Below are 11,817 nucleotides of genomic sequence, written 5' to 3'. Positions count from 1 at the left end.
CCGGATCAGTGTCAGCGACTCTCACTCGTGTGTCCGCGCGATGACATCGTCGATGACGACGCCGTCGAGCAGCCGGTAGAACTCCTCGGCGTCGATGCGTTTCGACCGCCAACGGCACAACATGATCACGCCGTGGCCGCCCGACTTTCAGCGCCCTGACCAGCAGCATCAACGATCACGGAGTCCGGCTGGAGTATTAAAATGACGATGTGCAGCGCGCTGCGGTGACCGATCCTTCGCCTGTGGTGGTTCTCGGGTCCGGGTTTGCGGGTCTGTGGGCGGCGCTCGCGGCGGCCCGGCGGCTTGACGAGCTCGGAGTAGCGGTCGGAACCGTCGATGTCACCATGATCAGTTCCACGCCGTACCACGACATCCGCGTGCGCGACTATGAGACCGATCTGAGCACCTCCCGCATCCCGCTGAGCGCTCTTCTCGATCCGGTCGGAATCAAGCACATCATCGGCGAAGTGACGGCGATCAATGCTCTGGCGCGCGTCGTGGAATCCACCGCTGGCGCTCACGGATACGACCGGCTGGTGCTCGCGTTGGGCAGCCAGGTGGTCAAGCCCGATATCCCCGGCTTGCGTGAGTTCGGTTTCGATATCGACACGCATGACGCAGCGACCAGACTGCAAGCCCACCTGCGCCGGCTTGCCGAGGGCCCCGCTGACCCGGCGGCTGCGACAGTAGTCGTCGTCGGGGCAGGTTTGACGGGGATCGAAGAGGCGACTGAGCTGCCCGCGATGCTCGCCGACGCCTTTGCCACGCGGGCGGTCACACCGCGGGTCATCCTGATCGACCGCAACCCGTTCGTCGGCTCGGACATGGGCGCATCGGCGCGACCGGTCATCGAGGCGGCGCTGGCCTACATCGGGATCGAGACCAAGTTGGGCGTCGGGGTCGTCGCCATCGACGAGCGCGGCGTGACGCTGTCCTCGGGTGAAGTGGTGGCCGCCGCCACCGTCGTATGGTGTGCCGGCATGCGAGCCAACCCGCTGACCGCAGACTTCGGGATCGAACGTGACCGGCTGGGTCGACTCCCTGTCGACGATTATCTGCGGGTCCGCGGTGTGGCCGGGGTATTCGCCGCCGGTGACGTCGCCGCCGCAAAAATGGACGACGAGCATATGTCTGTGATGTCCTGCCAGCACAGCCGCCCCATGGGCCGGTGGGCGGGATACAACGTCATCGGCGATCTTCTGGGCAAACCCATGAAACCGTTGCGGATCCCTTGGTATGTAACGGTTCTCGATCTGGGACCGGCAGGCGCGGTGTATACCGAGGGCTGGGACCGCCACGTGGTCGCGTGCGGCGAGGTAGCTAAAGACACCAAGCGCGCCATCAACACCCGGCGTATCTATCCTCCGTTGAGCCGCGACCGCGACGCACTGCTGGCCGCCGCGGCGCCCGAACTGCAGGCCGCGCCCGAGCACGGACCCGAGTCCACCCATTGAATACCGGTCGCGCTGATGGAATCCGACAGAAAGCGACGACCTCGGTGATGACGGATGCCTTACGCGCAGCACGTATCTCGCGCCCGACGCAGCCACCACCAGCACCGATCCCGGCTCACACCATGATCACGAAGTCCGGCTGGTATTAGGACCAGGGTATATCGGGGGTAGCCGATGGGAATGTGGCGGGATTATAGATGGGGCAACGCGGCGACTTCTAGAGTTCGGCGAAACCGCGTAGAATTCGAGCAGGTCGGGACAGCATCTGGAGCCCTATCATGACCGAGAGAAAGAATTCACACACAAAGTTCGCCCGGCTGGCGGCCGCCGCCGGTATAGCCGCAGCTGCCGCGATTCCGGTCGTCGCAGCCGCGGCGCAAGCGCCTTCCGCACGCGCAACGACGCCCACGTCTGCAACCCAACTCGTCGACAACCCCGGTTGGGGTCACGGCGGCGGCGGTTGGGGCGGCGGCGGTTGGGGTCACGGGGGCGGTTGGGGTAATGGGGGCGGTTGGGGTCACGGCGGCGGTTGGGGAGGCGGCGGTTGGGGATGGAATCCCGGCTGGTGGAACCCATTCGGCTGGGGTGGCTGGGGTAGCTTCTAGCGCCGGTAACCGAGCCCGGACACGCACAGCGTGCCGGGCTCGGTCGCATCGAGTACCGATCATGTGAAGCCAGGATCGACCACCGGGCTGGACTGGTGACGAGATGAAGATTGTGTGTATCGGTGGCGGGCCGGCCGGTTTGTACTTCGCTATTTCGATGAAGCGGCGCGACCCGGCCCATGACATCACGGTGATCGACCGCGAGCCGCCCGGGTCCACCTATGGCTGGGGCGTTGTGTATTGGGACGACCTGCTCGACATTCTGTATCGAAATGACCTCGACAGCGCCCAGGCGGTACGTGCCGGGTCGGTCCTATGGCGTGAACAGGCAATCCATGTGCGCGACGACCAGACCGCACATTTCGGGGGCTACGGGTTCAGCATGGGGCGCGCGGCATTGCTCGACGTACTTTCCCGACGGGCGAGCGAACTGGGCGTCGATGTCCAGCACGGGCAAGAGGTCCGCGATCTGTCCGGCTTCGACGGCACCGATCTCATCGTCGCCTCCGACGGCGCGAACAGCCAGGTACGGCAGCTGGGTAATCATCGCTTCGGCACCTCCGTCACATTCGGTGAGAATCGATATATCTGGCTCGGTACGGACAAGGTCTTCACCCGATTTACCTTCGCCTTCGAACACACCTCGGCCGGTTGGATCTGGTTCCATGCCTACCCGTCGGTTGCCGAGAAAATCAGCACCTGCATCGTTGAGTGCCAACCGCGGACTTGGCATGGACTGGGATTCGATTCCCTGGACAACCTGGAGAACTCGAGCGTTCTGGAGAACATATTCACGCGCCATCTCGACGGTCACTCGTTGATCAGCAAGACACGGGGCGAGTTCGCAAGGTGGAGCCGCTTTCCCGAGGTAACCAACAAGACCTGGTATCACGACAACGTGGTGCTGCTCGGCGATGCAGCGCACACGACGCACTTCACCATCGGTTCGGGCACCCGGTTGGCAATCGTCGACGCCGTCGTGCTCGCACAGAACCTGTACGAGCATGCCGAGGTCGCCGATGCGCTGGAGAACTACGATGCGCAGCGGCGCGCTGCGCTGCGCCCGATACAGGCCGCCGCCCGTACCAGCATGATCTGGTTCGAACACGCCGACCGGTATCTCGACCGCAGCGCCGTGCAGTTCGCCTATGCGATGGCGGCTCGGCACGGGCTACAAATGCCGTGGCGATATCAGCAACACCTGCTCACACAGGTACCCACCGTGCGCAAGATCCGGCGTGCCATCGACTCCGGACATCGGTGGTGGCGGGCTGCCCGACGGGGGGAACTCGCGATGGCACCGCCGGTGCGCTGGTAAAGGTGTTCGGCCAACTTCACCAGGCTGCCGGGCTGTGCCGGTGCAGCACCACCATGCCCTCCAGGCGGCGACCAGGGCGCCATGTCTCGCGTTTTTCGCAGGTGCTCGGACCAGCGCGATCGCTGCCTCTTGGCCGCCGGCGGCGCCGACTGCCCGGCATAGCGGCAGAGGCGTGGATCCGTGCTTATAAGCTATAGGAATTCCGTCTGCACGCGAAGGTCGCGACGACGCACTGCGGGCAGGAAGTAGTCGCTGAGATTGTCGGGGCCCGGGCCATCCCCTCCAAATAACGCCAGGGGTAGCATCACAGAAAAATACAAAGTCATAAACCAGACTTTTGTCAGTCTGCCATATGACGGAAACGAACCATCGCCGGGCTGAATCACGCAGAGACCGAACAGCGCTTTCCCGACCGTCGTGTGAAATGCTCCTTGCAGTATGACTCGATTAACAAAGGAAGTTGTCAACCACGCGCCAAGCGCAACGGCTCCGGCAAGCGGTATCACACCTTTACCGAAAATGACGACTGCAGCGGCAGTTCCGAAATGCAATAACCAGTCGAACGCGAATGCACAGACTCGACGCAATGTACGAGGTGATGGGTAACGGCGATCATCTTTACCGCCGAATCGTGCCAGGCCGGCTTCCCTGACATCCATACGCTTGGGTTCCGATATATCACCTCTATAATAAGCGTATCGCAGATTTGCTCCCCCCGGTGTCGAGAGGACTCCACGTTTGCGCGGATCGCCTGCGAACCACACTATCGAAGACCCGTTATCGACTACCTCTCCTATTTGATGAACCCAACTGCTGACGATCAATTGTGAGATCCGAGTGTCGTTGACATCTTTCAACTCGACCCACTCGTACCGGCCGTTGGTGACGTGGCCGACTCGATACTCCAGCCAAGGGTGCCGCAGCAATATCTGCCTTGTCCGTCTCCTGATCCATACCATGCATCCGCCGATAACCCCTGTGCAGAACAGGATTATCGACAATATGCTCCCGAGAGCGGACAGGCGGTGGGCCAAATGGCTGTGGCCAGGATCGCCCAAACTGATGAAGATTACCGATGCTGGAATGCTGGCGACCCCCGCGGCCAGAGCCATCCACGGCAACAGCGCGCCCTTTCGCAATTCGGCGCGTGTCGCTGGCCAAGATGCGGCCGACGATGATGTTTCCACGATGAAAGACCTCACAAGTCCAGCGACGAGGGGCGGGGCGTCGACCGACTATGCGCCCGGAATTCGATCGACTGCGCCATATCGACCATCATCTTTCGGAATTCCGGACCATAGTCGACTGATGCGGTCGATAATTCGACAGCAGCAAGTGCTGACCCGTCATTCGACGGCACTACCGCTTCGAGTTGGTAGGTGGCCGTTGTGTTACTCACGTACGGTCTCCCGGGAAGTTCCGGCGTTGGGAGCTCTGTGACTCGTTCAGCGAACATCATTGGCCGACCCCCTACATCTACCATTTCGATATCATATGTTTCCCCGGATTCGGCCCTGGACTCGACCAGATTCGTCAAAGCCAACCGTGGGTTGATCGTCTCTCCGCCGGTTTCATAAACGCAGACGGTGATGCATGACGTGATCAGGTTTCCGTCTGATGTCAGGTGCCGACCTATGCCGCAGTACCTCGCATCCCTGTGTGCCAGCTCGGCGAAGAGCGTTGCCACAGTGGGTAAGATAGCCTGAGCCATGGATTTCATGGTCGACGCCTGCATTTCTCCAACGATCTCCCGAGCAACGCCGATCCGACTCTCGATATCGGTCAGAGGCATTTCCATGAAGCCATGCGGAATCCAGATGTCTACCATTGTCTCAGCCATTTCCACTGTTCCCAATATTGAAGAGGCCGAGCCCTGCCTTCCCTGCGCGTGAGAACAGTTCGATGCCAGCCGCCGAGGTTCCCGCCTCGAACTTGCCGGCTTGGCCGAAGTCCTCGAAGAAGCTAGTGAAGTCACTCATGGATCGGGTCACCGCCGACGGCATCAGCGGAACCTTGTCGACAACATTCGGAACACCATCGATAATTTTCGTTGCTATTCCCGGCGCCTGCGCTCCCTCTGTGAATGCCCGTACTGCAGGCGCGAGTTCTCCGAGTTCGGTAAATGCTTTCACACCCTTTACCGCGCCTCCAACTCCAGGTATCACACCTAGGCTGTCAAGACCCACCGTCATCCCTATCTTCTTCAGTGCATCACCATTGAAATCCCTAGAAAAGACATCCTTGAACGCGTCACGGACTTCGGGGTCGAGAGCATCCGTTGCGAGGACACCTAGACCGGCGACGAGCGCGATGCCTGCGAAGATCGCGTCGGCGGGCGGTGGTGTCACCAGCGCGAGCAGGCCGGTAACCGCAGTTATTCCTGCCAAGACATCGTGGATCTGCTGTCGGTGATCGCTGATCCACTGGCCGACACCTTTTATCGCATCGGTGATGCGATCCCAGATGCTCTTGTCCGGTGGGCTGGGCGCGAAATCCTTTGCGGCCGCATCCAGTTCACCGGCGATCCGCCGGGCTGTGCTGTCGTGTGCGCTTTCGAGATCTCGCGCACGGCGGATGATCGAATCGACGTTCCCTTCCCAGGTGTCAACTGCTGCGACGGCGGCATTGACCTGCGCGGTGGCGGCGTTGAGGCGGGTCTGGGCGGCCTGCAACTCAACCGGATCGGTGAAGGTCATGCTGCCCAGACCCAGGTCTGTGTTCGACCGAGCTTGTTGCAACGTTTGCAGTGCACTGTTGTACTGCCCTTTGGCCTCGGCGGCTTCGGCTTCCAATGCCTTGGCGGTGTCCTGGAAGCCCACCAGGTCCGTGTGCCATTCGGCGAGCAGGCCGACGGCCTTTTCGAGCGAGTTCTGTGCGTAGCCGAGGTCTTGGGCAAGCGTGGCATCGAAGTTGGCACGGAAAGCGTCGCCGCCCTCACCCTGCCAGACGTTCTCGTTGCTGTTGCGCAGACTGTTCAACAGCTGGTTGGTTTCCTTGACCGCGTCCGCGGCTGTGCTGATCTGCCCGTGCAGCCCTGCGACGTCGTCAGGCGCGCCCGGAACCGGGTTGAAACCGATGTAGGGATACGGGTTCTGGCTCATGCTGTGGCCGAGGGGCTCGGCTGTCCGTCAACGGCGCTCGTGGCTTGCTCGACCACCTTGGCGAATGCCTGATCGGTCTGTTGATACGCATCGAGGCACTGCGCGACGCCGTCCGCGGTTGCCTTGGCGGACTCGCCGATCCGCTCGATGCCGAATCTCCATCGTCGTTGGAAGCTGTCGGCGGCATCGTTGAGAGTCTTGGTCCCGATGTCGCCGTGGCTGCCGTCCTTCATCGCGTTCATCGCATCGTTGAGAACCTGCTCGGCGCCGCGTAGAGACTGAACTGTCTTGCTCAACACATCGATGTCCACCTGCAGAAACCCGGCCAAGTCAACACTCTCCTTCACGCAAAGTCATCTCCATGCCGGCCCAAAGATCTCGCTCGCCGGTCCTTGCGGGCGGTTCACGGTTGGGGAACCGAGTTCCAGTCGGGTTAGGCACTTGTATCAGTACTGGACGCACCGCCTTCCGAAACGGTTCCATCGAGTGAACATTTTGTGCCAGTGCTCAATCCGGGTTTGGTACGCGGCCCCCGTAACGCCGGGCTACGAGTGGTCTTCCTCCGCCTCGCGGATGCGTTGGGCGACGTGGTTGATCCAGGTGGTGAAATGTGAGGTCAGCTCGGGTGGACGGTGGTCAACGGATGGGGTGAGTCTGTTGACGTGTGCGGTCGCCGCGACCACGACGGGCGGCCAGGACACCCTGGCCCGACTTCCACTTCGGCCGCCCGCCATGACAATCCGCGAGCGTCCAGGGGCGCACCCCGATCAGAGAGCCGGACCCGACCGTTCGCGACATCACCCCCACAGCGCCCCACCGAAAACCCCTCATTCATCCAGCGGCACGGACACCCGGAGCGGGCGGCGGCAATACTTCCGGTGCGTGAGACCACCAGCAGCACATCATGTCTCGATTCCGGACCGCACGAGCCAGCGGACCGGACACCCACCAACGGACCCGGTAATCCAACCCGACCCCAGCCGCCAGCGGACCCGATAGCCACCGGCCAGGTCCACGTGACACCGCGCGGTCAAGCTCGGCGGTTGAAACGGAACTTGCGGATGCTGAACCGTCCCCATCATGTCGAAGCGTTACCCGGCCCGAGGTTCGCGCGGCTGCGGGCGCTGCGATCGGCTCCGCCACCGGCTCCTTCATCGATCCCGTGCCCACCCTTATCGGCGCCGTGATCGGCGGGATCGTCGGCTCGATCAACCCGGACGTCATCCCTCAGATGCTGCCTTGATCCCCTAGGGCACATCCCTTTTCGTCGAGTCCGAGCAGCGCACGCTACTCGGACTCGACTCGATCACCGCCCCTGCACTCACCTTGTGGTGCGGATAGACAACTGCGTTCCACTCCCACTAACGGTGAATCCGCTGTCTTCGTGGTTACTCGATGTGCTGAACGGTCTTGGGGAGCAGCTCACCGACGCTCAGCGGCAGATCTTGTCTGCGACATCGGCGGGCACGCCGATTTCGGTGCAGTGCAGCGCACTGCCGAGGTCCACAGGCTTCCAGCCTCCGTCGGCCGCTATGTAGTGGAACAAGACTTGGGCTCGGTTGACAGTATTGTTGTGGGTTCCCGTATGGGCCATCGCCCACTCACCCGCACAGTCGATTCGATCCTCGAGTTCGATCGGCGTCGCCAGCCGCGACTCGATGTCGGTGCCTCGCAACGCTTCGAGCAAAGCGGCCTTGGTAACCGGACACACCGGCGGCGAACTCGCTGAACTAGGATCGATCACCTCCGTCGGGAAATCACGGTCCGGGGTCACGGTGCGATCGTCGGCGCCCAAGGTGAGAGTGACGATGGCCGGCCCACCCGAGGGACAGCAACTGGCGTCCTTACCCGTCAGCCAACGGTACTGGACCCCGACACTGCGATCGGACGAGCCGACCACCTGTGTATAAGCAGTCGACTTCTTGGTCGCGGTGCCCAGATAACCCGCGTGGTTGAACAGCATCACGTGCCAGGGTGAGCTAGCGGTGCCGCGCGGAGTCCCAGCGAGCACCCAAAGTATGGCGGGACAGGCGCCGACGGAGGCATCAGTGCCGCTGTCTGCGTAGAACCCGTCGCCACCGACCCCGGTACCGAGTGTGCCGAGCGCGGCTGTGACCACCGCCGACTCCAGATCGACACATCTGCCCTTTCCGGCAGTGGCAGGAGCATTGTCACCAGCAGGCTGCGTGGCACCTGGTGAGGGCTGAGTGACGGGAGGCTGAGCGGATCCCGGCACGGCAACGGTAGCGGAATTCGACACCGACGACCCCCCGGACGTCTGCGTCGTCACGCCGTCCTGACAGGCCGCCGCCAAGGTCACCGCCGCGGCCGCAACGATAATGCCGATGATCCTTTTCATCGAGAGTCCTTTCCCCTCTGTACTACCGAGCATTTCGTGTCCCGAATGAAGATCGTTGCGCCCCCGCTTTCATGGGCACGCCTGCCTGCGTCCCGCATTCGTCAACTGGCCGACGGCATCACCGAGGACGCCGAACCCAGGACGTACAGGATCGGATCGAGCAAAACCGCGTCGACCGAGTCAGCCACGGAGGGCGAATCGCGACGCGAGATCCGTTGTAGCTCAGTGCATCCTGCAATGCCGAGATACCGCTGATCCAACCGGCCATGGTGTGACTCGCAGTGATAGTGGCGGTGACTTCGCTTTCTCGGGTGGCACCGATGAGACCCGGTGCAGGTTCGTGGCCTGGGCCGCAACCGAGATCCAGTTTCGCCTCCCATGCCAGGATGCACGCGGTCGCGAACATCTATGCCGATGTGCGGCCGATCTTGGTTCAGGTCGGAGGTGGAGCAAACCCTTCGTACGCGCCCGGCGGCGACCAGCATGGCACCCTGCGGTGCTCCAGGCCTTGCGCGTTGGGTCCGCCGAAAATTGTTGGGCGCAACGACGCGCGGACTGATAGCGTGCCGAACACCGTGACACACTGCGAGGAGGTGAGACCCATGAACACAGCAGCAACGTGGGTGCTCCCACTCGCCGTCACGGTCGGGCGATTGACATAGGTGTCGCCGGGAGCGCCTGAACCACATGGCAATCCCGAAGGACAACACACCATGCATTTCACCTCGGAGACATCGGCGAACGGTGTCATCGAACGCAACTTCACTCTGGATGGCGTCACCGGCGTGCTCTTCTCGCCCGCCTCCGGCCCCGATGGCGCACCCCTGATCCTGAGCGGTCACACCGGTGGCCTGCACAAGCGAGCACCAGGGCTCGTGGCCAACGCCCACCACCTCGTGACCACGTGCGGGTTCACCGTCGCCGCCATCGATGCGCCCGGACACGGCGACCGACCGCGCGACGCTGAGGACGACGCCGCCCGCGCCGCATTCGCGCGGGCTCGGGAAACAGGAGAGCCGATGGGCCCGATCATTGTCGACTACAACACTTCTCTGGCGAAACGCGCCGTGCCGGAATGGCAGGCAACTATCGATGCTCTGCAGGCACTGCCCGAGATCGGCACCGCGGCACCGATCGGCTACGGCGGCATGACACTGGGCGTCTCGATCGGACTGATGCTCACCGCGGTCGAACCCCGCATCAGCGCAGCGTCATTCGGCCCGGTCTTCGTGTACGAGGCTCTGACCGAGGCAGCCAGGAAGATCACCATCCCTGTCGAGTTCGTGCTCGCGTGGGACGACGAGGGAATCGACCGCGAACCCGGCTTGGCGTTGTTCGATGCCTGCGCTTCCCGGGAAAAGGCGATGCACATCTATCCAGGTCCGCACAACCGCATGCGCGGATTCGAGGCGGACAGCCGAGCCAGGTTCTTCGCCAATCATCTAAACCGGGTCAGCACGCCGGTCTGATGTGACAGGTACCGGCGCCCGGCTTTGGGCTGGACGCCGATACCGGCTGTCACGTCCCATCTTTCGTTCGAGGCGATACACACGCTTATCTGTTCGGGTACCCACCCACGTGCCTGCGCTCGGCCTCATCAGCGCCATCTGACGGCGCGAGAACACCGCCAAGTCGGCGGCGCGCGAATCGGCCTGGCACACAACGTGGGCGGCCCGACTGCCGTCGCCGCGGTAACCATGCTGGCGGCACACGACCTCTGGAACTGACCCGACGGCGGCGGTCCGCGCTAGCGCCGGTAAGGATTGTCGAGGATGGTCGGGGTGCCGGCGACTTCTGATACGTGTCCCGGGTAGTCCGGTCCGGCCGTGTAGAAGCGTGCTCGGGTGCGACCGACGGGCTCGAGCACCCCGAGTGCAACGAGATCGCGCAGATCGCGTTGCGCCTGTTGCAGACTCAGGCCTTCGGCTTGTTCGTAGCGGGTCCGGCGAACCCGGCCCGACATCGCGACATCATGCAATGCGCTGACAACTCTTTCGTCCAGGTGGATACCCGCGACGTACTCCTCGAGCAGCGTCCATACCGTACCGGACCGGCCCCAGCGGGCGTGTACCGTTTGCGCCTGCTGGTGGTAGGCGGTGAGATTGAACCGAATCCATTCGGACACATCCTGATCCGGCTGATAGGTGCTGCCTCGTCGGCCGAGAACCTGGTAGTACTCCCATGTGTTACCAGGTCTGCCGAGCCATGCCTCGATGGACGAAAATTCCGGTGCGAGAACACCTTCCCGCGCGATCATCAGTGTTTGCAGTGATCGTGACATGCGTCCGTTGCCGTCGGCCCACGGATGGATGGAGACCAGATGTAGGTGCGCCATCGCCGCGCGCACCAGCGGGTGGGTGCCGTTGTCGCCGTTGAGCCAATCGACGAGTTCCTCCATCAAGGTCGGCAGGTGCTCGACGTCGGGGCCGGTATAGGCGGCGATACTGGGATCGCGGGCGTCGGTCACGTATACGGGGCCGCGGCGCCACCGCCCGGCCGGGCGGCGTTCGGTATGCCGATGCCCTTGCAGCATCCAGTGCAGAGCGTTCAGGAAGCCTTTGCTGTAGGCGAAATCGCCTTCGTCGTGGAGCGTCTGTATGTAGGTCATCATCCGCTCGTAGGCGAGCGTCTCGGCCCTGTTCTCCTCGGAGACCTCAACATCTCGCTCGCCTGCGATCAGATCCTCCACGTCGACGGTGGCGACTTTGAACCCTTCGATGGAATTCGATGCGGCGACGGCATCCGCGGTGAGGAACTTACGCAGGGCACCCGCCCATTTTCCGGGTTTGGCCTGGATTTCATGACGCAGTTCGTCGCGCATCCGGTCCACGTCGGCGAGGACGCGAACATCGGATGCGGTCAGAGCGGGCGTCGGGAACAGCACGACGCTACAATATAATGACGTAATCATTACGTCAACGTGCGGCGCGCAGGTGGGATGGAACTGGACGACCGGGTCAGCAACGTCCATGGTCAGTAC

General features: G+C 62.7%; 11 protein-coding genes. 4 read left to right on the top strand and 7 right to left on the bottom strand.

The features are described from left to right. Positions 1-224 precede the first annotated feature (224 nt). The 3 genes from ACIBJI_RS10625 to ACIBJI_RS10615 all read left to right on the top strand — a co-directional run bounded on the left by ACIBJI_RS10625 (position 225) and on the right by ACIBJI_RS10615 (position 3,377). Positions 225-1,454 (top strand): FAD-dependent oxidoreductase, encoded by a 1,230-nt coding sequence (locus ACIBJI_RS10625; RefSeq protein WP_364350663.1) that lies wholly within the window; start codon positions 225-227, stop codon positions 1,452-1,454. Positions 1,455-1,732: 278 nt separating this feature from the next. Further along, positions 1,733-2,059: a hypothetical protein gene (locus ACIBJI_RS10620; protein WP_397083854.1), complete on the top strand. Its 327-nt coding sequence runs from the start codon at positions 1,733-1,735 to the stop codon at positions 2,057-2,059. Positions 2,060-2,162: 103 nt separating this feature from the next. Next, complete coding sequence (locus ACIBJI_RS10615; protein WP_364350171.1) at positions 2,163-3,377, top strand: FAD-dependent monooxygenase; 1,215 nt, start codon at positions 2,163-2,165, stop codon at positions 3,375-3,377. Between the two features lie 191 nt (positions 3,378-3,568). Here ACIBJI_RS10615 and ACIBJI_RS10610 read toward each other — a convergent pair whose 3' ends face one another. From ACIBJI_RS10610 to ACIBJI_RS10585, 6 genes are all read right to left on the bottom strand, one after another. Further along, positions 3,569-4,036 carry an RDD family protein gene (locus ACIBJI_RS10610; RefSeq protein ID WP_397083851.1) on the bottom strand — a complete coding sequence of 156 codons (468 nt, stop codon included), beginning with the start codon at positions 4,034-4,036 and terminating at the stop codon, positions 3,569-3,571. Between the two features lie 539 nt (positions 4,037-4,575). Then, positions 4,576-5,217 carry a hypothetical protein gene (locus ACIBJI_RS10605; RefSeq protein WP_397083849.1) on the bottom strand — a complete coding sequence of 214 codons (642 nt, stop codon included), beginning with the start codon at positions 5,215-5,217 and terminating at the stop codon, positions 4,576-4,578. Beyond that, positions 5,210-6,478, bottom strand: a complete 1,269-nt coding sequence (locus tag ACIBJI_RS10600; protein WP_397083847.1) for a hypothetical protein — start codon at positions 6,476-6,478, stop codon at positions 5,210-5,212. Before ACIBJI_RS10600 ends, ACIBJI_RS10605 begins: the two co-directional genes overlap by 8 nt. After that, a complete protein-coding gene (locus ACIBJI_RS10595; RefSeq protein ID WP_364350183.1) occupies positions 6,475-6,789 on the bottom strand; it encodes a hypothetical protein in 315 nt (104 codons plus the stop codon). The genes ACIBJI_RS10600 and ACIBJI_RS10595 overlap by 4 nt, the downstream gene beginning before the upstream one ends. A 234-nt stretch (positions 6,790-7,023) precedes the next feature. After that, entirely contained in the window at positions 7,024-7,179 is a 156-nt protein-coding gene (locus ACIBJI_RS10590) for a hypothetical protein (RefSeq protein ID WP_364350186.1), read from the bottom strand. A gap of 731 nt (positions 7,180-7,910) precedes the next feature. Beyond that, a complete protein-coding gene (locus tag ACIBJI_RS10585; protein WP_397083844.1) occupies positions 7,911-8,837 on the bottom strand; it encodes an LppP/LprE family lipoprotein in 927 nt (308 codons plus the stop codon). Between the two features lie 713 nt (positions 8,838-9,550). On the opposite strand from ACIBJI_RS10585, the gene ACIBJI_RS10580 reads away from it, so the two are divergent. Then, complete coding sequence (locus tag ACIBJI_RS10580) at positions 9,551-10,306, top strand: alpha/beta hydrolase (RefSeq protein WP_364350192.1); 756 nt, start codon at positions 9,551-9,553, stop codon at positions 10,304-10,306. Between the two features lie 278 nt (positions 10,307-10,584). Here the strand turns inward: ACIBJI_RS10580 and ACIBJI_RS10575 are convergent, their stop codons facing one another. Beyond that, the gene (locus ACIBJI_RS10575; protein WP_397083842.1) at positions 10,585-11,721 is read right to left on the bottom strand and encodes a Fic family protein; all 1,137 of its coding nucleotides are present in this window, start codon (positions 11,719-11,721) and stop codon (positions 10,585-10,587) included. Positions 11,722-11,817 lie beyond the last annotated feature (96 nt).

The sequence above is a fragment of the Nocardia sp. NPDC050408 genome (genome assembly GCF_044458905.1).
Classification (GTDB): Bacteria; Actinomycetota; Actinomycetes; order Mycobacteriales; family Mycobacteriaceae; genus Nocardia.
Note: the sequence above shows the minus strand (reverse complement) of the source record. Positions and strands in the feature narration are given on the sequence as shown.

Coding starts and splice junctions, on each gene's coding strand:
- ACIBJI_RS10620 (WP_397083854.1), top strand. CDS start 1,733: ATGACCGAGAGAAAGAATTCACACACAAAGTTCGCCCGGCTGGCGGCC.
- ACIBJI_RS10615 (WP_364350171.1), top strand. CDS start 2,163: ATGAAGATTGTGTGTATCGGTGGCGGGCCGGCCGGTTTGTACTTCGCT.
- ACIBJI_RS10610 (WP_397083851.1), bottom strand. CDS start 4,036: ATGGATGTCAGGGAAGCCGGCCTGGCACGATTCGGCGGTAAAGATGAT.
- ACIBJI_RS10605 (WP_397083849.1), bottom strand. CDS start 5,217: ATGGCTGAGACAATGGTAGACATCTGGATTCCGCATGGCTTCATGGAA.
- ACIBJI_RS10600 (WP_397083847.1), bottom strand. CDS start 6,478: ATGAGCCAGAACCCGTATCCCTACATCGGTTTCAACCCGGTTCCGGGC.
- ACIBJI_RS10585 (WP_397083844.1), bottom strand. CDS start 8,837: ATGAAAAGGATCATCGGCATTATCGTTGCGGCCGCGGCGGTGACCTTG.
- ACIBJI_RS10580 (WP_364350192.1), top strand. CDS start 9,551: ATGCATTTCACCTCGGAGACATCGGCGAACGGTGTCATCGAACGCAAC.